Origin of the sequence: Roseomonas rosulenta, assembly GCF_016106005.1 — a bacterium.
GTDB classification, from domain to species: Bacteria; Pseudomonadota; Alphaproteobacteria; order Acetobacterales; family Acetobacteraceae; genus Neoroseomonas; species Neoroseomonas rosulenta.
This window is the reverse complement of sequence record NZ_JACADR010000003.1, coordinates 24,648-44,507: the sequence shown is the minus strand read 5'-3', so window position 1 is coordinate 44,507 and position 19,860 is coordinate 24,648. Positions and strand designations below refer to the sequence as shown.

At 69.8% G+C, this 19,860-nt stretch carries 23 protein-coding genes and 1 pseudogene; 8 read left to right on the top strand and 16 right to left on the bottom strand.

Annotation, left to right across the window (positions count from 1 at the left end; genetic code table 11):
* The first annotated feature begins 435 nt into the window (after positions 1–435).
* Positions 436–834 carry a DUF3489 domain-containing protein gene (locus HW578_RS01215; RefSeq protein WP_255528924.1) on the top strand — a complete coding sequence of 133 codons (399 nt, stop codon included), beginning with the start codon at positions 436–438 and terminating at the stop codon, positions 832–834.
* 324 nt (positions 835–1,158) lie between these two features.
* Here the strand turns inward: HW578_RS01215 and HW578_RS01210 are convergent, their stop codons facing one another.
* The 9 genes from HW578_RS01210 to HW578_RS01170 form a co-directional block, all read right to left on the bottom strand.
* A complete protein-coding gene (locus HW578_RS01210) occupies positions 1,159–1,842 on the bottom strand; it encodes an ATP-binding cassette domain-containing protein (protein ID WP_198368699.1) in 684 nt (227 codons plus the stop codon).
* The gene (locus HW578_RS01205) at positions 1,839–3,521 is read right to left on the bottom strand and encodes an ABC transporter permease (RefSeq protein ID WP_198368698.1); all 1,683 of its coding nucleotides are present in this window, start codon (positions 3,519–3,521) and stop codon (positions 1,839–1,841) included. The genes HW578_RS01210 and HW578_RS01205 overlap by 4 nt, the downstream gene beginning before the upstream one ends.
* A 7-nt stretch (positions 3,522–3,528) precedes the next feature.
* On the bottom strand, positions 3,529–4,749 hold the full coding sequence (locus HW578_RS01200; RefSeq protein ID WP_198368691.1) for an ABC transporter substrate-binding protein: 1,221 nt from the start codon (positions 4,747–4,749) through the stop codon (positions 3,529–3,531).
* A complete protein-coding gene (locus HW578_RS28345) occupies positions 4,746–5,828 on the bottom strand; it encodes an SPASM domain-containing protein (protein WP_198368689.1) in 1,083 nt (360 codons plus the stop codon). Before HW578_RS28345 ends, HW578_RS01200 begins: the two co-directional genes overlap by 4 nt.
* A 58-nt stretch (positions 5,829–5,886) precedes the next feature.
* Positions 5,887–6,678: a DUF547 domain-containing protein gene (locus HW578_RS01190; protein ID WP_198368688.1), complete on the bottom strand. Its 792-nt coding sequence runs from the start codon at positions 6,676–6,678 to the stop codon at positions 5,887–5,889.
* On the bottom strand, positions 6,675–7,385 hold the full coding sequence (locus HW578_RS01185) for a TVP38/TMEM64 family protein (protein WP_198368687.1): 711 nt from the start codon (positions 7,383–7,385) through the stop codon (positions 6,675–6,677). The genes HW578_RS01190 and HW578_RS01185 overlap by 4 nt, the downstream gene beginning before the upstream one ends.
* Before the next feature lie 24 nt (positions 7,386–7,409).
* The gene (locus HW578_RS01180) at positions 7,410–7,886 is read right to left on the bottom strand and encodes a YHS domain-containing (seleno)protein (RefSeq protein WP_198368685.1); all 477 of its coding nucleotides are present in this window, start codon (positions 7,884–7,886) and stop codon (positions 7,410–7,412) included.
* A 68-nt stretch (positions 7,887–7,954) separates the two neighbouring features.
* On the bottom strand, positions 7,955–9,433 hold the full coding sequence (locus tag HW578_RS01175; protein WP_232478408.1) for a dihydrolipoyl dehydrogenase family protein: 1,479 nt from the start codon (positions 9,431–9,433) through the stop codon (positions 7,955–7,957).
* Positions 9,434–9,436: 3 nt separating this feature from the next.
* A complete protein-coding gene (locus HW578_RS01170) occupies positions 9,437–9,859 on the bottom strand; it encodes a hypothetical protein (RefSeq protein ID WP_198368684.1) in 423 nt (140 codons plus the stop codon).
* 314 nt (positions 9,860–10,173) lie between these two features.
* Here HW578_RS01170 and HW578_RS01165 point away from each other — a divergent pair, with 314 nt between their 5' ends.
* From HW578_RS01165 to HW578_RS01155, 3 genes are read left to right on the top strand one after another with little or no spacing between them, the layout of a single operon-like run.
* A complete protein-coding gene (locus HW578_RS01165) occupies positions 10,174–10,848 on the top strand; it encodes a ferritin-like domain-containing protein (RefSeq protein ID WP_198368683.1) in 675 nt (224 codons plus the stop codon).
* Complete coding sequence (locus tag HW578_RS01160) at positions 10,845–11,537, top strand: TIGR04283 family arsenosugar biosynthesis glycosyltransferase (RefSeq protein ID WP_198368682.1); 693 nt, start codon at positions 10,845–10,847, stop codon at positions 11,535–11,537. Before HW578_RS01165 ends, HW578_RS01160 begins: the two co-directional genes overlap by 4 nt.
* The gene (locus tag HW578_RS01155) at positions 11,534–12,235 is read left to right on the top strand and encodes a DUF3047 domain-containing protein (RefSeq protein WP_198368680.1); all 702 of its coding nucleotides are present in this window, start codon (positions 11,534–11,536) and stop codon (positions 12,233–12,235) included. Before HW578_RS01160 ends, HW578_RS01155 begins: the two co-directional genes overlap by 4 nt.
* A 120-nt stretch (positions 12,236–12,355) precedes the next feature.
* Here HW578_RS01155 and HW578_RS01150 read toward each other — a convergent pair whose 3' ends face one another.
* The 3 genes from HW578_RS01150 to HW578_RS01140 all read right to left on the bottom strand — a co-directional run bounded on the left by HW578_RS01150 (position 12,356) and on the right by HW578_RS01140 (position 14,155).
* Complete coding sequence (locus tag HW578_RS01150; protein WP_198368679.1) at positions 12,356–12,676, bottom strand: DMT family transporter; 321 nt, start codon at positions 12,674–12,676, stop codon at positions 12,356–12,358.
* Between the two features lie 54 nt (positions 12,677–12,730).
* Complete coding sequence (locus HW578_RS01145) at positions 12,731–13,363, bottom strand: TetR/AcrR family transcriptional regulator (RefSeq protein ID WP_198368678.1); 633 nt, start codon at positions 13,361–13,363, stop codon at positions 12,731–12,733.
* A 108-nt stretch (positions 13,364–13,471) separates the two neighbouring features.
* Positions 13,472–14,155 carry a DUF1223 domain-containing protein gene (locus HW578_RS01140; protein WP_198368676.1) on the bottom strand — a complete coding sequence of 228 codons (684 nt, stop codon included), beginning with the start codon at positions 14,153–14,155 and terminating at the stop codon, positions 13,472–13,474.
* A gap of 133 nt (positions 14,156–14,288) precedes the next feature.
* On the opposite strand from HW578_RS01140, the pseudogene HW578_RS01135 reads away from it, so the two are divergent.
* The 4 genes and pseudogenes from HW578_RS01135 to HW578_RS01120 all read left to right on the top strand — a co-directional run.
* Positions 14,289–14,381 (top strand): annotated as a pseudogene (locus HW578_RS01135) (ATP-binding protein); the annotation flags it as partial.
* Positions 14,382–14,663: 282 nt separating this feature from the next.
* Positions 14,664–15,278, top strand: coding sequence for an RNA polymerase sigma factor (locus tag HW578_RS01130; RefSeq protein WP_369407785.1), 615 nt, complete (start codon positions 14,664–14,666; stop codon positions 15,276–15,278).
* A gap of 7 nt (positions 15,279–15,285) precedes the next feature.
* Positions 15,286–15,939 carry an NrsF family protein gene (locus HW578_RS01125; RefSeq protein WP_198368673.1) on the top strand — a complete coding sequence of 218 codons (654 nt, stop codon included), beginning with the start codon at positions 15,286–15,288 and terminating at the stop codon, positions 15,937–15,939.
* A gap of 165 nt (positions 15,940–16,104) precedes the next feature.
* Positions 16,105–17,385 (top strand): Bug family tripartite tricarboxylate transporter substrate binding protein, encoded by a 1,281-nt coding sequence (locus HW578_RS01120; protein WP_198368671.1) that lies wholly within the window; start codon positions 16,105–16,107, stop codon positions 17,383–17,385.
* Between the two features lie 245 nt (positions 17,386–17,630).
* Here HW578_RS01120 and HW578_RS01115 read toward each other — a convergent pair whose 3' ends face one another.
* The 4 genes from HW578_RS01115 to HW578_RS01100 form a co-directional block, all read right to left on the bottom strand.
* Positions 17,631–17,804: a hypothetical protein gene (locus HW578_RS01115; protein WP_198368669.1), complete on the bottom strand. Its 174-nt coding sequence runs from the start codon at positions 17,802–17,804 to the stop codon at positions 17,631–17,633.
* Positions 17,805–17,892: 88 nt separating this feature from the next.
* Positions 17,893–18,585 (bottom strand): haloacid dehalogenase type II, encoded by a 693-nt coding sequence (locus tag HW578_RS01110; RefSeq protein ID WP_198368668.1) that lies wholly within the window; start codon positions 18,583–18,585, stop codon positions 17,893–17,895.
* Positions 18,586–18,592: 7 nt separating this feature from the next.
* On the bottom strand, positions 18,593–19,114 hold the full coding sequence (locus tag HW578_RS01105; protein WP_198368666.1) for a redoxin domain-containing protein: 522 nt from the start codon (positions 19,112–19,114) through the stop codon (positions 18,593–18,595).
* Between the two features lie 29 nt (positions 19,115–19,143).
* A complete protein-coding gene (locus tag HW578_RS01100) occupies positions 19,144–19,845 on the bottom strand; it encodes a glutathione S-transferase family protein (RefSeq protein ID WP_198368665.1) in 702 nt (233 codons plus the stop codon).
* Between the last annotated feature and the right edge of the window lie 15 nt (positions 19,846–19,860).

Here is a 19,860-nt window from a genome sequence, read left to right as displayed (position 1 = left end):
GCCTCTCAGCGACTCCGCCAACGCCAGACGCCATGCAGGCGGCGGCGCAAGCCAAGGGGCGCGAACGATACGAGGCATTCGTCGAGGCACTCGGACGCCGGCTTACCCAGGGACGCTTACTGGCTGACGAGGTTCCAGGTGAGGGCCCGAGCGCGCGAGACTGAGCTCAAATCGACGAGGTCAGCGCTGCCGCTTACTCGCGGTGAAGATCTGACGGAAGAGTCCGCAGTGCCAGCCGGTTCTTTGCTGAGGCAACCTGGATCTCGCCCCAGCCGACCATGACCTCGACAACGGGCTGGATCACCGCGCACAGCGCGATGGGCGCCGCATCCCCTGATCAGCCGCGCAACATTGCTCGCAGCCATCCCAGATGACGTGCTCCCTGACCTGCGCCCCCAAATCCCTCCGCTTTGGATATAGCTCTCCTTGGCAGGCATGGGCATGCGATGGAGCACTTCGCGCCGCACGTCGATGCTCCGCCGTCCCCGCCATGAGAAGCCCAGAAGCGCTAGCTCTGCCCGGCCCGATGCCGCGGTCAACAAAAGCACCAGCGCCGCCGAATACCTGCTTCCCTGGATCAGCATAGGCCCGGATGTGTCGCTCTCCCGCGCCCAGGCCGGCGCCGCTTCCAGATCCGGCAGGGCGGCGCGGAGGCCGGGGTCGTGCGGCAGGTCCGCTGCGGTTTCGTTCCGTCGCCTCCAGCCCGCCCGCATCGCCCGAGAACCGGGCGCGCCGCGCAAGCTGCGCGAGGGCACCAAGCAGGAACAGTTCCTGGGCATGCTGCGCCGGCCCGAGGGGGCGACGGTGGCGCAGATCGCCGATGCGGCGGGATAGCCACAGCACGCGCTCCGCAGGCTTTTTGCGAGCCTGAAGAAGAAGGGCAACACGGTCGAGGTGAAGTCGTGCGAGCGAATGTTCGGCCCTAACAAGACGGGCGCGAAGGGCTCCGTCACCATCTACGCTCTGGCGAAGTGAAGCATCTGAGCCACGCCACCATTCGCCAGGCCCCCGACCGGTAGCTCGACCATCATGCCTTCGATGATTTCCGCCGCGCGTCCTTTCCCGCAGCGTCACTGGACCGACTTTGGCCCCGCCCCACTGGTGGCCATATTCGAGGCCCATCGGGGCGAACATCGGCAGCAGGCGACCTGGCCCGATTCAGCTTCCCGGCCCGCGCTCCAGTGTTGCGGCGCACCCCGGCCCTGGAAGCCGCATCAGTGATCCTGCAGCCGACACCGCATCCTCCAGGTCATGCGTGACCTGGAGAACTGGCAACGAGAGCCGGGCGGCGTGATCGAAGACAAAGCGTCGCATCCGCTCGCGCAACGCGGCGTCGAGCCGCGCGAAGGCCTCATCCAGCAGCAGCGCCCGCGGCTCGGCCAGCAGCGCGCGCATCAGGGACACGCGCGCACGCTGGCCGCCCGACAGGGTCGCCGGGTCCCGCGAGCCGAAGCAGGGCAGTTCCGCATCATCGAGCGCTGCTGTAATGCGCGCCTCGCGGGCGGCACGCCCACGCACGCCCGGCGGCAGGCCAAAGGCCAAGTTCTCCGCGACCGACAGATGCGGGAACAGCAGGTCGTCCTGGAACAGGATGCCGATGCGCCGGCGCTGCGGCGCCAGATGCGTCACATCCTCACCGCCGAGCAACACCCTGCCCTCGGCGCGGAAGGCGGGTGCCAGCGTGCCGCAGAGGAAGGCCAGCAGGCTGGATTTGCCGCAGCCTGAGGGGCCCATCACCGTCATGATCTCGCCCGGCGCCACGCTGACCGGAGGCAGCGCCAGCAGCATCGCCCCGCCCAGCGAGAGGCGGATGCCCGACAGGGTGAGTGCCGCCCCGCTCATCGCACGCTCATCCCCGCGCGGTTGCGGTGGTGCCAGGCCGGCAGCGCGATCGCCGTGCCGTAGACCAGCAGCGGCAGCACCGCCTGCACCAGCGCATAGGCGCCGAGGACGCGCCGATCGCTGCCGGCCGCGAGCGTGATCGCCTCGGTGGTCAGCGTGGCGATCCTGCCAGCGCCAGCGAAGAGCGTCGGCAGATAGAGGCTCACACTCACCGCGAAGCCGACGGCGGCGGCCGCCAGCATCGGGCGCAACAGCAGCGGCAGCTTCACCGCCAGGAAGCATCGCCAGGGCCCCGCACCCAGCGCCACCGCCGCGCGCAGCATGCGCGGGTCGAGCGCGCGCCACGGATCGGCCAGGGAGAGGTAGACATAGGGCAGCACGAACAGCAGATGCGCCCAGACCACTGCCACCGCCATACCGTCCAGCCGCAGCCGCACCAGCACCACCTGCAGGCCGAACAGGAAGGCGATCTGCGGCAGCAGCAGGGGCAGGTACAGGATCAGGGTTGCCCCTCGGCCCGGCGGTAGCGCGAAACGGCTTTCGGCTTCGAGGCACAGCAGCACCAGGACCAGCGCCAGTAGGGTGGAGGCGCTCGCCAGCCCCAATGTCGCCGCGATGGGCGCCGCCAGCGCCTGCCCCTGCGCCCGCCAGGTGGCGAGGCTCCAGGCTTGCGGCAGAGCGTCCGGAAAGCGCCAGATGCCGGAGAAGGACCACACGGCGAGTGCCAGGATGGCCAGCAGGCTCGCCGCCAGGATCAGCGCCAGCAGCACCGAGGCGCCACGCGCCAGCCACGCGCCTTCGCCGCCACGGCGGCCGGCGAAGATCCAGCTCCGGCCGATTGGCCGCGCTAAACGCTCGATCCCGAAGACCAGCGCGATGGCACCGGCCACGATGCCCGCCTGGAGCAAGGCCCCGGCCGCCGCCGGGAACCACAGCGCGACGTCGCGATCGGCAAACCAGCGCACCACCATCACCGCCAGCGTCGGCGGGTTCGACGGACCGAGCACCAGCGCGACATCGACCACCGATAGCGAGAAGGCCAGCACTGCGTAGACCGGCAGGCGCAGCTGTGGCCAGAGCTGCGGCGCCACCACCTTCAGCCAGGCCAACACCGGCCCGTAGCCGAGCGTGCGCGCCACCGCGAGGGCCGGCGCGGCACGCACCTGCGCCAGGGCAGCGAGCGTCATCAGTAACAGGTAGGGGACCTCCTTCAGACAAAGCCCCAGCACCAGCGCGATGCCGAGCGGGTCCTGCACCGTGACCAGGTCCGGCGGGCGGTCCCATCCCGTGGCCCAGGGCGACAACAGGCGCAGGATCCACCCCGAGGGGGCGATGAGGAAGGCGAAGCCGATGGCGAGGGCGGCATGCGGCGTGGCCAGGATCGGCGCCAGCGCCGCCTGCATCCGCCCGAAGCTGCGCGTGTCGTGTGCCGCCGCGCAGAAGCCGAGCACGAGCGCTAGCGAAAGCAGCGTCGCGGCCAGACCCGTGCTGACCGAGAGCCGGATCGCTGTGCCGAGACCCGGTGCCTCGAACAGGCTCCGCCAGGGCTCGAGCGACAGCGCCTGCCCCCCAATCGCCGGCAGCAGGCCGAAGGCCGGCAGCAGCGTGCCCAGCAGCCCGGCGCCGATCGGCAGCAGAAGCAGGGCTATGGTCAGAGCCGGCACGGCGCGCAGCGTCATGCCCTGCTCAGCGCACGTAGCGACGCTCCCACTCCGTCGTGATGCGCGTCATCCAGGAGGGGTGCGGTTCCAGCAGGGGGCGGCCGAGTTCGGTGTTGCTCGGCGTCGCCGCGGGCCGCGGCAGGGCCTCGAAGCGCGCACGGTCGGCTGGCGCCAGCGCGGCGAGGTCGAGCACGGTGAAATTGCCCAGCACGCGCGGATCCTGCGCGTGGGCCTGGGCCTCGGGGCTGAGCAGCAGGTCGGCCAGCACCATCGCGGCGAGCTTGTTCGCGGCATTGTAGGGGATCGCCACGAAGCTGGTGTTGCCGATGGTGCCGCGCTCGAGCACGTAGCTGCGCGCGGTGTCGGGCAACTGGCCATTGGCGATGGCCGTCGCCGCTTCCGACGGGTTGAAGCTGATGAACAGGTCGATCTCGCCATCCATCATCAGCGGGCGCTGGGCCGGGCCGTTCTCGGGAAATTGCGTACCGCGGCGCCAGAGATTCGGGCGCAGCGCGTCATACCAATCCCACAGCGCCGCCAGCGCGGGGCGCTGCGCCCCCTCCGTCACCGGGCTTTGCAGCAGCGCGGCGTCGGGTGCCAGTTCGAGCAACGCCTGCTTCAGGAAGGTCACGCCCATGAAGTTGCGCGCATTGGGATGCGTGAGGCGCCCGGGATTCGCGCGCGCCCAGTCCAGCACCGCCTGCATCGAGCGCGGCGGCGCGGGCAGGCGTGCGCTGTCATGGATGAACACCACCTGCGCCATGCGCCACGGCACCGCAAGGCCCTCGACCGGCACGGTGAAGTCGATGACGGTGGAAGGCTTGCCCGCGCGGTCGACGAAGTGCGCGTTCGGCAGACGGTCCAGCACCGGCCCGAACAGCAGGCGCTGCTCCTTCATTGCGAGGAAATTCGGCCCGTTGATCCAGACCAGATCGACGCTGCCACCCTCGTCGCGGCCGGCGGATTTCTCGGCGATGACGCGCGCGACGGCCTCGGCCGTATCGCGCAGCCGCACATGGGTCACGGTGATGCCATGGCGCGCGCGTGCCTGTTCGCCGGCCCAGGCGATGAAGGCGTTGGTGCGGTCATCGCCGGCCCAGGCGTTGAAGAACATGCGCTGGCCGCGCGCGCGGTTCACGATTTCGGCCCAGGGCAGGGCAAGCAGCGGATCGGCCGGGGTTTGCGCCCTGGCCCGCGTCGCGGCGAGCGGTGCCGCGCCGCCCAGCAGGTGACGGCGGCGGATCATGTCAGGAACTCCACGGCCTGCGGCGCTTTGTCCCGGGCGCGCATCCGCCTTTCGCGGGCGGCGGCGATGCGCGGCGCGAGCACCTCCTCATGGAAGCGGTCGCAGCCGATGCAAAGATTGGCGTAGGGCCGGCCCTTCGGGTCGGTGGTGTGGGAGCGTTCGACGAACGTCTCAACCGACCAGCCTTGCGACAGGCCCATCCGCTGCGGCTGGCCGGCGTTGATCGCCTCATAGATCGGGTCGCCCGCGAGGCTGTCGAGAATGTCGAGCAGCTTCTCTTCGGTCAGATTGCCGATCGGCAGCTTGGTCTTGATGCAGCACGGATAGACCGCGCCATCCGGCTCGATCGAGACCTCCGAACCGCTGTGGCGATGGTCGAGGAAGTTCAGGCCGCCCGACCAGCGCGCGCAGAAATTGTCGTCCAGCGTCGCGCCGGAGAGACCGTTCTGCCAGGCCCGGCCGCGCGGCCAGAGCTTGCCGATCCAGCTGTCGGGCTGCGCCCCGAAGAAGGAGTAGAGCGGGCCTTCCTCCTCGAACCATTTGCGATGCGTGGAGGAGACGCCGGAGCGGTGCATGCCGTGCCGCGCGAACATCGCCGAGAGCCCGTCCATGAAGGCCTGCTGCTTCGCCGCACCCTCCAGCCCGACATGGAAGTCATCGATCGAGGCGACGGAGATCATCCAGACGCCGCGCGCCATGAGCTCGGCGACGATGGCCTCGGTCAGGATGTCGCCCGTGGTCTGCACCACGATCTTCACGCCCTGGCCGCGATACTTCTCCTGCAGCGCGTCGATGACCCTGTAGGTCACGCGCTCCCGCACCGCATCGAGCAGCGCCTCACCGCCCGACAGGATGATGCGCCCCGGCTTGAGCGGCAGCGTGCCGTCTGGATTGGGATCGTCGCGGTCGAAATAGGTCAGGCGCTCGGGCAGGTTGGCGATGATGCGCGGATAATTCGCCTCGGCCTCCGCCACCACGGCTTCCAGTGCGCCACGCACATACGGGCGGAAGCGGTCCTCATAGCAATGCTTGCACTTCCGATGACAGGCCCATGCCATCACGTAATAGATCGACTCCACGGTTTCTCCTCTTCACGGCAACATGGCAGCGCGGCGCCCCAGGCCAAGGGCACCGGACTCAGCCGCGCGGCGGCTCGCCCGCATCGTTCAACGTCCAGTCGTAGATATCCTCGGCAATCACCGTGCCCGCGGAAAGCCGGGCCACGAGCGCGGGCGCCGCATGGCGACGGAGATGCGCGACCACGCCCGCATCATCGCCGCCGAAATCCTCGCGGAACCATCGGTAGATGGAGGAGACGCGCAGCCTGCCATCCGGCAGCACCGTCACGCCGCGCGCATGGTTGACGAAATCGGCGGCGGCCGCGTCGAGATCCTGTTCCAGCGTCGCCGCGCGCCAGGTCCGGGGTCGCAGGTTCGGGCAACCGATCGAGGCGCAGTTCACGGCGTAGTGCACGCGCGGATCGCGGAAGGTCGGGCGCATGGTCTCGTGCTCGATGTCATCGAGCGACAGGCGCCGCCCCTCCACCGTGACCAGGCGCGTGCGCCAGGGGCCGATGAACTGGCGTGGGTCGAAGGGCACGCCGGTCGAGCGGATGTCGCGGATTGAGCGCACCGGGTAGCGTTGCAGCACCACCATCAGGGTCAGTGCGTTGTAGAGGTTGGCCCAATAGGCGAACGCCTCGGCCCGCGCCATGCCCGAGGGGCGCCGCGCCGCTGCCTCGGCGATCCAGGCATCCAGGGCCGCGAGATCGGCAGCGGCGTTCTTCCAGGCCGCGTAGCGAACGCGATTCACGCCATCGACATAGGCGCCAACATAGCGGCCGAGCAGGGCATCGAGCGTGGCCTCGGCCCGCGCCGGTGGCGCGATGGCCGCGGTGGCGGCAAGCCCGAGCATCGCGCGGCGCCTCATGTCGGCGCCCGCGCCAGCCGCGCCTTGAGCGGAATAGCCGCCAGCGACAAGGCGGCCAGGCCAAACAGTGCCGCGATGATCTCGGGTGTGAGAACCGTACGCAGGTCCACCGTGCCGCCGGCGTCGAGCACGCTGCCGAGCCCCGCGCCGGCCAGGCTGAACACCGCGGTCCCCGGCAGGATGCCGAGCAGGGTGGTCCACAGATATGTCCCGAGCCGGACGCCCACGAAGGCCGGCACCAGATTGACGAGGAAGAAGGGGAACAACGGCACGAGGCGCAACACGAGCAGGTAGGAGGCCGCGTTGCGCCGAATGCCATCGGCCAGCCGCGCCGCGGTGGGGCCCAGGCGATCCAGCGCATCCGCCCCGAAGATCCGGCGAGCGAAAAGGAAGACCAGGGTGGCGCCCAGCGTAGCGCTGAAGGCGGTCAGCAGTGTGCCGCCCACGGCCCCGAACAGGAAGCCGCCGGCCAGGGTGAGGAACACCGCGCCGGGCAGCGAGAAGGCGACCGCGGCGACATAGAGCCCCGCATAGGCCAGTGCCGCCAGAACGACATTGTCCGCCACGAGGCCGACCAGCACCGCACGATGCCGTGCGAGCGTGTCGAGCGACAGCGCGTCGGCGGCGCCGCTCGCGCGCAACCCGACCATCAGAGCGACCACCGCCAGGGCAAACCAGACGCGCCTGTCGTGCAGGACACGGCTCATGTCGCTCGCTCGTCTAAATGCGGTTCAGCGTGTCAGGATCGCCGGCCAATTGCGGTCCGCGGCGAGGATGAAGCCCGGAATGTCGCGCACCCATTGGCGCTGCACACCCGAGTCGTAGTTCACGTAGAGCTTGCCATCCACGATCCGCCAGTAGCGGGCATCGCCCGGGGCCAGCGCGTTCCGTGCGCCGACCGCCCAGGCGCAATAGCCGCCATATTGCGGGGCGAACCGCGCCGGGTCGGCAAGGAACCGGTCCAGGTGATCCTGGCTCACGAAGCGCCAGCGCGCCCCCTGCCAGACCGTCTCGAAGCGTGCATCGCCCTGCACCGGCTGGCCCTGCGTGAAGAGGGCCACCGTGTCGTAGCCGTCGAGCGCCAGGCCCGAGCGCGGCGTGAAGATGGCGGGCGAGGCAGCCTGTGCCGGGCTGTCGGCGATGATGGCGAGGCCTGCGAACAGCGCCGCAAGGCTCCGGCGATCGAGCCGAATGGCGGGGGTCGGCATGGTGATGCTCTCCTCGTTGGGTCTCGACGCGCTTTTCGCTGCAGATGCGCCGAGGGTTACGCGCGGCGTTACGGCAGGAAGCGTTGGATCAGCCCGACGAACCGCCGCGTGCGCGCCCCGAACAGCCTCGGCGTGTAGAAGCCGCCGGCGGCGCGCTTGGAAATCTCCGAAATCGTGGGATAGGGCGCGATCGAGGCCGCGACGGCGCCGATCTTCAGGCGCTGATGGATGGCGAGCCCCCACATGCCGATCATCTCCCCGGCGTGCGGCGCGACGATCGTGGCGCCGAGAATGCGTCCGCCGCGTCCGAGCACGACCTTGATCAGCCCCTCGGTCGCCCGCTCGGCCTGGGCACGGTCATTTCCCGAAAGCGGTTGCGTCAGGGTCGAGACGACATGCCCGGCCTTGAGTGCCTCGGCCTCGGTCAGCCCGGCATGGGCGAGCTCGGGATCGGCATAGGTCACCCAGGGCAACGCCGCGTAGTCGACCTTGGCGGGCAGGCCGAACAGCGCGTTGCGGATCACAATGCCGGCGTGATAGCCGGCAATGTGGGTGAATTGCGGCCCCCCCGCGACATCGCCGATGGCGTAGACGCTGCGGTTCGTCGTGCGCAACCCGGCATCCACCGTGATGCCGCGCGGCGTCGTGGCGATGCCCGCTTCGGCAAGCCCGAGATCCGCGATGTTCGGCGCGCGGCCGGCCGCCACCAGCAGATGCGTGCCCTCGATGCGGGCGCCATCGCCGAGTTCGACCTCGACACCGTCCGCCACCGGTCGCACCGCGCCGACGGCCGCCTGTTCGCGCAGGTCGATCCCCGCCCGAAGCAGGGCGCCGCGCACCACAGCGACGGCCTCTGGCTCATCCTTCGGCAGGATGGCGGCACGTTCCAGCAGCGTCACCGCGGCGCCGAGGCGGCGGAAGGCCTGCGCCATCTCGATCCCGATCGGCCCACCGCCCAACACGATAAGGTGCTCGGGGCGGGTGGTGAGGTCGAAGACCGTCTCGTTGGTCAGGTAAGGGGTGTCGGTGAGGCCCGACACGGGCGGCAGGGCGGCGCGTGAGCCGGTCGCGACGACGAAGCGCCGCGCACGGATGCGCTGCCCGCCGGCCTCGACCTCGGCGGGTCCGGTGAACCGCGCGGCGGCCTGGATGACGGTGGCGCCGAGACCCTCGAAGCGTTCGACGGAATCATGCGGCGCGATGGCGCCGATCACGCCCTGCACATGCGCATGGACGCGAGCGAAGTCGATCACGGACACCGGCGCCACCACGCCGAACACGTCGCCATCGCGCACGGCCTGCGCGGCATGCGCCGCGGCCAGCAGCGCCTTGGAGGGCACACAGCCGGTGTTCAGGCAATCGCCGCCCATGCGGTGCTTTTCGACCAGCACCACGGCGGCACCCATCTGCGCCGCGCCGGCCGCGACCGACAGGCCACCCGAGCCCGCACCGATGATGCAGAGATCGGCGTGCAGGACACCCTCGCGCAGCACCGGCCGCCGCGCGGGGTGGTGCGGCGTCGACCCCATGTCCGTCGGTCCCGTCATGGCTCAGGCCTGCTGCCGCAACATTCGCGGCAAGGTCCAGCGATCGCTGTCGCGCAGCAGGTAGAGCGTGACGAAGGCGGCCAGTACCGGCACGCCGGCGATGAAGAAGTGGTTGCTCACCGGATTCCACGGCGAGATCAGCCGCGGGATGGTGACGATGACGGTCACGAAGTGCAGCAGCGTCACGAGGCCGTAGCTGACGCGCGGCACCACCCCGGCGACGAACGCCAACGCCAGCGCGATCTGCGCGCCGCCGAGCACCGAGGGCAGCACGCCATCGACCGCCAAACCGTAGAAGTTGCGGAAGATCGCCGTGGTGGTGCCGGGTACGACGAACTTCTCTACGCCCCACTGCAGGAAGAAAATTCCAAGGGAGAGACGCAGCAACAGCAGCGACAGCGCCAGGCGATCGGCAGGCGGGGTCATGTCTCTCTCCGGTCTGTCACTCTGCTATCGCTTGACGGGCGACGAAGGTTACGCGGCCCCACCGCCGCAGCTCATCGCCGGCGCTCTTGAAGCCGGCGCTCCTGCGGACCGCCGAGCGATGCGCCGTAACCTCGGGCGCTACCATGCCGAAGGCGTTCCATTGGCTTGGGAGCGCAACCATGCAGCCATGCAAATCCGCAGCTCCGCCCGGGGAGGGCTTCGCTGGCTCCGGTCAGGCGACGAGATATTGCGGCGTGCTGGTGGACAAGGCGGCCGAACAGGCGTGGTCGGCCACGCGGGACGTTGATTGGTAGGTGCCACCGCAACGCCCCTGGTGGCTGCCGCGCCGCAACCATGTGATCCTGACCAGCCAGTTCCTGCACGGCGAACAGGTCGCCAAGTCGGCCTGCGAGACGCTGCTGCCGCTGCTGCCGGAAGGCCCGTTTCGCCAGGCCATGGCGACGCAGATCGCGGATGAGGCGCGGCACGTCGAAGCCTATGCGCGCTATCTCGCCCGCATAGGCGACATCGCACCACCGCGCCCCCTGCTGGTCCAGGCCTTGGGCCATATCCAGGATTGGCGGGGTTCGGCCGTGGGTCTGGTGCTGGCGACGCATGTGGTGCTGGAAAGCGAGGCGCTGGCCATCCAGCAGGAATTGGCACGCGACTTCCCGTGCCCGGTCATGCAGCAGATTTCGCGATTATCGGCGCGCGACGAAGGGCGGCACCTCGCGCTCGGCCGCGTGCTGCTGCACGCGGCGGCCCTGCAGGCCCAGCAGATCGAGGTGCGGCTTGAGCTCCATCGCCGATTGCGGTGCCTTTGGCGCGATTGTGCGGCCGCCGCCGCGGCGGATCACGGCCTTGCCTTCGCTCGTGCGGCTCCCGAGGCCCGTCTTGAGACGGGTTGGCGCCGCCTTCAGGCCAGATTTCGTCGGGTGGGTCTGATCGGAGCGGGGGAAGACAGCCTCTTCGCCGAGGCTAGCGCGTGATTTCCGTCATCATCCCGACACTGAACGAGGCGCAATGCCTGCCGACGCTGCTGGCGCAGCTGCGCGCCGAGGTCTCGCTTGGCGAGATCATCGTCAGCGACGGCGGCAGCACGGATGGCACCCGGTCGGCAGCCGACGCGGCTGGCGCGCGATGGGTTTGCGGCCCGCCCGGGCGCGGCGGGCAATTGGCCCGCGGCATTGCGGCATCGCGGGGCAGCGTGCTGCTGATGCTGCATGCCGACACCACCTTCCCACCTGGCGGGCTGGTGGCGATCGAGGCTGCGCTGGCTCGGCGGGCAGAAGCGCCGGGCGGCAATTTCAGCCTGCTGTTCGACGGGGCGGAGGGATTCTCCCGCTGGCTCGAGGGCTTCTATGCCCGCTTGCGACGGCACGGCATCTATTACGGCGACAGCGGCATCTTCGTCCGCCGCACGGCCCTCGATGCGATCGGCGGCATCCGCCCGATCGCGCTGATGGAGGATTTCGATCTGGTCCGTCGGATGGAACGCGCGGGCCCCACCTTGCGCATCGAGACGCCGGCGCTGGTCACCTCGTCGCGACGGTTTGCCGGGCGGGGGCGGGTTGCGATCATCGCGGGCTGGCTGCGTGTGCACCTGCTGTATGCGCTGGGTGTCGCGCCGGAACGCCTGGCCGAACTTTACGATTCCGCACGGAACCGCGCGCGATGACGACGCCGCGTCGCGCGCTGCCGCTGATCCTGACGGTCCTGCCCTCTCTGGCGGCCCGGCCGGCTGCAGGTGCCGACGCGTCGCTGATGGCCGAGGGCTGGCGCTGCCTCGATGTGCCAGGACGTGCCGCGGCGCGGTTCATCGGGCGGCCGCACGGGATGGTCGTCATGACCGCCGAAAGCGCGGTCGGCTTTCTCTTGCGCTCGACCAGGCAGGACGAGGTCCCGGGCGGCGGCTACCGCCTGGCCTGGCGCTGGCGTGTGCTCGCGGCGCCGGCGCCCAGCGATGCAGCGACGATCGGCGCCGATGACCGGCCGGCCAGCGTGCATCTGTTGTTCGCCGGTGCCGGGCGCGGTGGCGGGTTTGGCGCCGTGCTCCGTCGGGGGCTGCGCGCGGGGCTGCTAGGCGGCGCCTTCTCGGGGCGCGTGCTCACCTATGTGTGGGGCGGACGAGCGCCGCCGGGCACCGTCACCGCCAACCCGCACATCGCGCCGGACGGCGTGCTGATCGTGCTGCGCGGGCCGGAGGCGCCCTTCGGCCGCTGGCACGACGAAAGGGTCGATCCGGCTGCCGACTACCGTGCAGCGTTTGGCGAGTTGGCACCGCTCCCCACGCACCTGGCGCTGTCGGCCGATACCGACGACCTGGGCGGCGTCGCGATGGCGGAGGTTCAGGCGCCGCGTTTCCTGCCACTGTGAAATCCGCATCGGAACTTCACCCAGGTCACAGCGTCGCCCCGCCGAGGATGACGCCGGAACGCGCCTGCAGGCGCACCGCCGCGCGCTCCCGGGCGGGCCTCGTGCCGATGACGCGGAGGTTCAGCCGGCGGAGATCTTGAGCCCGGCGACGCCGATGACGATGAGGATCGCCGAGACGATCTTCAGCGGTGTCAGCGCCTCGCCGAGAAACAGGTAGCCCAGGGCCACCGTTCCCAGCGTGCCGACCGCCGTCCAGATCGGATAGGCGATCGAGACGGGCAGCGTACGCATCGCGAGGGTGAGGAAGCCGATGCCACCGATGACCGCAATGACGGTCACGAGCGTCGGGACCAGCCGTGTGAAGCCTTCGGCGTATTTCATGCTCATCGCGAAGGTCACTTCAAACAGGGCGGCGACTGTCAGGTAGAACCAGGCGGACAAATTGCGATCTCCTATATTGTGTATGAACGGTCATCAATTGAGCGCACTTACGGCCTAGCGACGACGCCCTGGCGGAGCGCGGGCCATGGACAGGAAGGCTTCAAGAACGGCGCCTGGCTCGGCGTGCAGCCCGCCATTGCGTGCGTGCAGCATCAGGCCGTCGCCCAATGCGACCCCCTGCGCCGCGAGGATGTCCGGGTCGAGTTCGGGACGTATCGCGCCCTCGGCCTGCGCGGTGCGGAAGGCATCTGCGAAGGCAGTTAGCAGGCGCCGGTTCGCGGCCACGAGCACCGGCGCCACCGCGCTGAGAGCGTCGGCAAACTCGGCGAGACTATTGACCATCAGGCAGCCGCGACCGCTCGCACGAGCATCGCGAGCCCAGAAATCGAACACAGCCCGGATGTTTGCGGCCGCCGAGCCAGGCCGGTGCAACAGGGCCTCCACCGTGTCGAGCCGGCTGCGCGCATAGTGCTCGACTGCGCGCCGGAAGAGTTCGGCCTTGTCGCCGAATGCGTAGCGCAGGCTTTGCCGGTGCAGGCCAGTGGCCGCCTCCAGCTCGGGATAGCTCGTGTGCTCGTAGCCCTTCGCCCAGAAGACGTGCATGACGCGATCGAGCGCCTGGGTCTCGTCAAAGCTGCGCGGGCGACCAGGTCCGCCGCCTTGCCCTGTGCGTTCGAGAATTGCCATGTCGCCTTTTATGACTCGCCGTGCATGAATGCAATGCAGCACGACATGCGGCTTCAGCCGTGCCCGTCGCGCTCCGCCACGGAGTGCGCCCTCCCGCCGGTGCCCAGGTCACAGCGTCGTCACGCCTAGGATGGCGCCGGAATGCGCCTGCAGCAGCACCGCCACGCGCTCGCCAGCAGGCCTCGTGCCGGTGAGGCCCATGGCCTGGCCACGCCATTCGCCGAGCGGGCTCAGGCTGCGCACGACATGGCTGTGCGTCAGCGTGCGGCCACGGTTCTCCCCGCCTGCAACAGGGGTGACATGCTGGCGGTCATAGCCGATCAGCCAGAAGGTCGCGCTGCCCTCGCCGGCGCCGGCATCAACCGACACGGCCGGTCCTGCCTCCCGCAGCGAGAGGCGAACCTGGCCGGGTGTCGCGGCGCGGATGGCGGCGGCGATCGCGGCGCGGTTCGAGCCGACCGCATCCCGCTGGCCCTGGATCACCGTCTGCGGCGTGTAGATCTGGTTGTGGCCAAGGGTTGCGGCATACCGGCGCTGCCGCTCGGTCGCCTCCGGCAGGGAGAAGCGGTCCCGCCAGCCGAGGCGGTTCCAGTAGGTCACGTGATAGGACAGCGCGAGCACATCCGGCCGGCCGGCCAACTCGCCCAGCAGGACATCCGCTGGCGGGCAGGAGGAACAGGATTGCGAGGTGAAAAGCTCGACCAGGACAGGTTGCACCTGCGCCGCCGCGGCGCGGCGTGGCGCGTGGCTCGCCACGGCGGGGGCGGCGAGGAGCAGGTTGCGACGAAGCATCGGCTGGGTCTCCCTGGCGGCGCGACGGGCGCAACCAGGTCTTCGTTGCAGGTGCCTCGTCGGTTAGCCGGGCGGCGCAAGCAATGCCGGTAGCTCCGCCAGGCTGCGGATCTCATGGCCCGGCGCGCCGGGCAAGATAGCGACCGCGCTGCTGGATCGCCTGACGCATCCCTGCGCCATCATCGAGACCGGCAACGACAGCTGGCGGTTCAAGAACCGCTCCTGATCCACGGCCGATTGCGCCGCCGCGCCGGGGGGCGGCCCATTACGTGCGGAGAATACGGAATTCATATCGCCCCCCGAGTGCACTTTAGTCCGGCGATGCGGAATGGAGAGTGGTCCAGAAGCCGCAGCGTTTCGAGCCGGGTGCCGAGGGGTGAACCCCGCGTAACCTCCAAGGCCGCTCAGGCGAATGGAGGGCTGTGCGACGCGCCCTGCCTGAATGCTCGCCGGCCATTCTTCGAAGGGTTCCATCCGGATGTCCCATGCCAGCGTGCCAGCATGCCGAGTGGGTTCGTTCAACGTGACCCTGGGCGAAGTCAGCAAGGCGGCCACGGCCACCGAGCGGGATGCGCGCGATCTGCGCTGGTCGCGAATGATGGCGGCCGCGCAGGCCGGCGATGCGCGCGCCTATGAAGCGCTGCTCCGCGAGTGCCTGCCGCTTCTGCGGGCCATATGCCGCGCGCGCCTGCGTGACGCGACCGAGGCGGAAGACGCCGTGCAGGACACGCTGCTCACGATTCACCGGGCGCGGGACAGCTACAACGCCGCACGTCCCTTCCGTCCCTGGCTCGTCGCCATCGCTGAGCGGCGTGCGCTAGACCGTGTTCGCTCACGCGGTCGCAGGGTCCGGCGCCAGCTTCCGGTGGACGCAGCGGGGGAGATCGCTTCGGGCGAGCCTGCCGCGGAGGTCGAGCTGGACGCGCGGCGTGCCGCGGCAAACCTGCGACAGGCCATCGAGGACCTGCCGCCAGCGCAGCGCACCGCGCTCCGGCTGACGAAGATCCAGGACCTGACCCTGGCGGATGCGAGCCAGCGTTCGGGCATGAGCGTGGGCGCGCTCAAGGTTGCCACCCATCGCGCGCTGCATGCTTTACGGCGACGCTTCGGCACGGAAGAGTGACACGCCCATGCACAGCGAAGACCTGATCCACCGCCTCGCCGCCGACCTGCGCCCGGTCCGGCCGGCGCCGCACCCCGCACGGGCCACCGCAGTCTGGCTCGGCATCGTGGCGGCTGTTATCGGCGTAGCGGTGCTGGTTTTCGGCCTGCGGGATGACCTTGCGGAGCGCCTCGCCGGGGGCTTCGACCTGCCGCAAATTATCGCGGCCCTGGCCACCGGGGTGCTGGCTGCTTTCGCGGCCTTCCAAATCGCCCTGCCCGAGCGAAGCCGGAACTGGGCCTTGCTGCCGCTTCCCGCCGCTGCCGCCTGGTTCGCGACGATGGGGTGGGGTTGCCTGCAGGATATGGCGCGTCTGGGGCCGGAGGCGCTGCAGATCGGCATGAGCGTGCCTTGCCTGGTGTTCATCGCCGGCCTCGGCGTGCCGCTCACCGTTGCGATGCTCTGGCTCGCCCGCCACGCCACATGGCTGCGTGCAAGCCCCGTGGCGGCGCTGGGCGGACTGTCCGCAGCCGCGCTCGCCAGTGTCGGGCTCAGCTTCATTCACTACCTGGATGCAGCCGCGATGGTGCTGGCGTGGCATGGCCTGTCCGTGCTGGTCGTCACAGTGCTGGCCGGGGTGCTCGGGCCGCGACTCATGCGCAGCGGCCACCCGGTGGGCTGACCAATCGCTGCGCGACCAGCCGAGTTTCACGGGGGCGAGTTGCACGCCACGCCGGGCACGCTCGGCCTCGGGCAGCTCGTCGCAGCTTAGCCAGATGCCGCTGCCGGGTGCGGCGGCGTAGCCCTGCGGCAACTGTGCCACGCGCATCGCCCCGGCCGCCGCGGCATGGTCGTAGTCGAGCGGCAGGATCTCGATCCGGAGGTTGCTGGTCAGGGGCGTCAGCACCGCGAACCAGACCCGCGCCGTGCCGTCATCGGCCAGCATGCCGGTGGCGCCCGCATTGATCTAGGCGCCATCGCCCAGGCGCCGGGCGAAGGGGATGGCCCGCTAATCGAGATCTGGTTTCAGGACGCAGCGAGAGTGGGAGAGAAAGGCATCCTTAGGTGTAACCTCGACGGGCGCAGTAGCGAAGTGAGGCACCGGAGCAACCCTGACGAAGGAGAGACACGGATGGCCGTATCGCGCGCTCGCGCCACGCGGCGCGCTATGTTGGGCCTGGGCGGAGCGGCCGTCCTGGGTGCGCCAGTCGCCAGCGCCGACACGGACCGCTTCCCCACCCGGCCGGTCCGCCTGGTGGTGCCCTTCCCGCCCGGTGGGCAGACCGATATCGCCGCCCGTCTGCTGGCGCGTCGGCTCGGCATCGTATGGGGCGTGGCGGTGGTCGTGGAGAACCGCGCCGGCGCCAACGGCCTGCTTGGAGCCGAAGCCGCCCTGCGCGCCCCGCCCGATGGCCACACCCTGCTCACCATCACCTCGACCCACGCCATCAACGCCACGCTCGTAGCCGACGCGCCGTATGATTTCCGCGCCGATGCAGCGACGCTGACGCTGCTCGGCGCGCTGCCGTTGGTCGCGGTGGTGCCGGCCGGCTCGCCGGCGGTCACGCTGGCCGATCTGGCACAGCTTGCGCAGCAGCGGCCGCTGAATGGCGGCTCATCGGGGAGCGGCACGCCGGCGCATCTGGCGCTGGAGCTGTTCCGGCGCGAAGTGCCGGGCGCGGTCGGCCTGCAGCACGTGCCCTATCGCGGCGGCGCGCCGGCCATCACCGATCTGCTCGGCGCGCGGATTGACTTCATGTTCGCGAACCTCCCCGACGCGCTGGCTCAGGTGCAGGGTGGGCGATTGCGCGCACTGGCGGTGACCGGCCCGGCGCGGCACCGGCTGCTGCCCTCGATACCTGCGGTTTCGGAGGCCGGCTTTCCGGCGATCGAGATCGGTAGCTGGACCGCACTGGTCGCCGCCACCGCGGTACCTGCGGCGCTACGCAGCCGCATCGCCGAAGCAGCCGCGGCCGCCATGGCAGATCCCGAGACCGCCGGCCGCGCGGCCGAGGCCGGCTTCGATGTGCTCGGCTGGGAAGAGCCGCGCAGCGTGGCTTTCGTCGCCGCCGAGACCGAGCGCTGGGGCCGCCTGGTGCGGGAGGCCGAAATTCGCGCCGAATCATGACCAGCCTGCCCGAGGACGCGCCATCGCGCCAGGAGCGTGCGGCGCCCGCTCCGGCGACAGGCTGGCCAGGCTCGGCGGCGGATCAAGCTCTGGTGCGGCCGTGGGTCGCTGGCGGGCAACGGCGCGCATGACCGCAGTTGCGGGCGCTCGAGACGCAGCCGCAGCGCGGTGAGCGCCAGCAGGTTGGTGAGGTTGCCGCGAGTATAATCGTCGAGAACCGCGGTGATCCGTGCGATTTCTCCGGCTTAGAGCCCAGCTTCGCGCGAATCGAAAGGGCCTGACGGGGGCAGCGCGATGCCTGCCGTGACCCGGCCGCGCGCCGCCTCCATCGCGGTGGAGCGGATGATCGACGCGACGGCCGCCCAGGCCCAGGGCAGCACCCCGGGCAGCGCGGCGAAATGGCGCCAGATCAGGTTCACCAGGGGCAGGCCCGACGCATGCCTAATCTCGGCGGAGATGACCGCGATCGCGGGGACGCATCAGCCTCGCGGATCTCGGCGAAGCCGGTCAAGGCCGCACCGCCAGGGGTGCGAGCAGGGAGGGCAGCTCCGCCAAGCTATGGATCTCGTGGGCCGGTGTCCCGGGCAGCCGTTCGCGCCGCTGGCCATAGCGATTGCACCACACGACACGCATACCGAAGGCTGAGGCGGCATGCGCATCCCAGGCATTGGAGGATTGGAAGGCAATCGCCTCGGCAGGCACACCGAGCCGGTCGACCGCGCGTTGATATACGCGAGGGTCCGGCTTGAAGTTGCCGACCTCGTCCACCGAGATCACCGCATCGAAGGCCCCGCCGAGCCCGGCGCCCTCCACCGCGCTCGCTAGCATGTCCGGCGAGCCGTTCGACAGGATAGCGGTGGCAAAGCCCGCCTCGCGGAGTGCGCGGAGCACGCCGGGCACTTCGGGAAAAGTGCCGAGCGTGCGGTACAGGTCCATCAGACGCTCGCGCAGCGGCCCGTCCGCCGGCAGGTCAAGTGTCTCCAACGCGAAGTCCAGGGCGTCGCCCGTGACCTGCCAGAACGGCACGTAGCGGCCCTGCAGCCCGCGCAGCCAGGAATACTGGAGCTGCTTGTCCCGCCAAAGGGTGGTCAGTGGACCGGCCTTGTCACCCAGCACGTCGGCGCAGCCGGCGGCCGCCGAAGCGAAGTCGAACAGCGTGCCATAGGCATCGAAGACGCAGGCGCGGATGCCGGTCAGCATGGCGGGATCAGGCCAGCGTGCCGCGGATCGGGTAGTTCATCTCCTGGATGCGCTTCGCGCCACGGGCGATACCGGCCAGGTCGGGTCGTGCAAATGGCGCGTTGGAGATTTCGATCAGCTGCACCTGCCCCGCAGGGTTGATCAGGAACAGGCCGGGCTCCGAAAATGGCCGGTCGGTCTCCTGCGGCGAGCGCGGGTTCGAGACATACAGCCCCAATACCTGCATCTGCGGGAGGGTCAGCCCGAAACCGAGCGGGAAGCGCCAGCCGAACTCGGCAAGGTCGGCCGCGGCCTTTTCCTCCGGGTCGGCGGATACCGCCACCACCGCCACCCCAGCCGCCTCGAACTCCTCCAGCAGCTTGTCGAGCGTACCCAGATAGGGCTTGCACAGCGGGCAGTGCTTGCCGCGATAGACGACCAGCAGGCGCCAGCCTTCCATCGCGGCGGGAGCGATCTCACCGCCGCCGAGGCGCGGCACGGTGATGGCGGGAAAGGCCGCGCCGGCGGCAAGTTTCATGGTCTGGGTCATCATTGAAATCTCCGAGATGGGGGTTTGCGTCAGGCGCGCGGATAGTTGGAGGGGAACATCGCGCGGCGGGTCTGTTCATCCGCATCCTTCTTGAAGGCATGGTCCTTGCCCACGGCACGCGCGCGCGCCACCGCTGGGCGTGCATCGATGCCCTGGAACCAACGCTTGATGTTCGGGAAGCCGGCCAGCGGATCGGTCTCGCCCTTCATCACGCGCGATGCGCGGTCGATCCAGCCCCAAGCCGACATGTCGGCGATTGTGTAGCCGTCGCCGACGACGAATTCGCGTCCGGCGAGGTGGTCTTCCAGCACCTGGTAGTGCCGCTCCGCTTCGCGCCGGTAGCGGTTGCGCGCATAGTCGAGCCCCTCGGGAGCGGCCCACTGGAAATGCACGGCCTGGCCGGAGAAAGGGCCGAGTCCCGAGGCGATGAAGAACAGCCAGGAGAGCAGCTCCGGCCGGTCCGCGGGCGTACCCAGGAATTGCCCGGTCTTGTCGCCGAGGTAGAGCAGGATGGCGCTGCTGTCGAAGACGCGCGCCTCGGCGCCGCCCGGGCCCTCGGTATCGACGATCGCGGGCACCTTGCCATTGGGGTTGATGGTGCGAAACGCCGGCTCGTGCTGCTCCCCCTTCATCGTGTCCACAGGCACGGTCTCGTAGGCGAGGCCGGCTTCTTCCAGGAACAGCGCGATCTTCGCGGGGTTCGGCGTTGGGTGGAAATAGAAGCGGATCATGGGTGCGTCTCCGGT

Bases quoted from the DNA above. Each gene is read 5' to 3' on its own strand.
- HW578_RS01215 (WP_255528924.1), top strand. From the start codon at position 436: ATGGGCATGCGATGGAGCACTTCGCGCCGCACGTCGATGCTCCGCCGT.
- HW578_RS01210 (WP_198368699.1), bottom strand. From the start codon at position 1,842: ATGAGCGGGGCGGCACTCACCCTGTCGGGCATCCGCCTCTCGCTGGGC.
- HW578_RS01205 (WP_198368698.1), bottom strand. From the start codon at position 3,521: ATGACGCTGCGCGCCGTGCCGGCTCTGACCATAGCCCTGCTTCTGCTG.
- HW578_RS01200 (WP_198368691.1), bottom strand. From the start codon at position 4,749: ATGATCCGCCGCCGTCACCTGCTGGGCGGCGCGGCACCGCTCGCCGCG.
- HW578_RS01190 (WP_198368688.1), bottom strand. From the start codon at position 6,678: ATGAGGCGCCGCGCGATGCTCGGGCTTGCCGCCACCGCGGCCATCGCG.
- HW578_RS01185 (WP_198368687.1), bottom strand. From the start codon at position 7,385: ATGAGCCGTGTCCTGCACGACAGGCGCGTCTGGTTTGCCCTGGCGGTG.
- HW578_RS01180 (WP_198368685.1), bottom strand. From the start codon at position 7,886: ATGCCGACCCCCGCCATTCGGCTCGATCGCCGGAGCCTTGCGGCGCTG.
- HW578_RS01175 (WP_232478408.1), bottom strand. From the start codon at position 9,433: ATGACGGGACCGACGGACATGGGGTCGACGCCGCACCACCCCGCGCGG.
- HW578_RS01170 (WP_198368684.1), bottom strand. From the start codon at position 9,859: ATGACCCCGCCTGCCGATCGCCTGGCGCTGTCGCTGCTGTTGCTGCGT.
- HW578_RS01155 (WP_198368680.1), top strand. From the start codon at position 11,534: ATGACGACGCCGCGTCGCGCGCTGCCGCTGATCCTGACGGTCCTGCCC.
- HW578_RS01145 (WP_198368678.1), bottom strand. From the start codon at position 13,363: ATGGCAATTCTCGAACGCACAGGGCAAGGCGGCGGACCTGGTCGCCCG.
- HW578_RS01140 (WP_198368676.1), bottom strand. From the start codon at position 14,155: ATGCTTCGTCGCAACCTGCTCCTCGCCGCCCCCGCCGTGGCGAGCCAC.
- HW578_RS01125 (WP_198368673.1), top strand. From the start codon at position 15,286: ATGCACAGCGAAGACCTGATCCACCGCCTCGCCGCCGACCTGCGCCCG.
- HW578_RS01120 (WP_198368671.1), top strand. From the start codon at position 16,105: ATGGTCGTAGTCGAGCGGCAGGATCTCGATCCGGAGGTTGCTGGTCAG.
- HW578_RS01110 (WP_198368668.1), bottom strand. From the start codon at position 18,585: ATGCTGACCGGCATCCGCGCCTGCGTCTTCGATGCCTATGGCACGCTG.
- HW578_RS01105 (WP_198368666.1), bottom strand. From the start codon at position 19,114: ATGACCCAGACCATGAAACTTGCCGCCGGCGCGGCCTTTCCCGCCATC.
- HW578_RS01100 (WP_198368665.1), bottom strand. From the start codon at position 19,845: ATGATCCGCTTCTATTTCCACCCAACGCCGAACCCCGCGAAGATCGCG.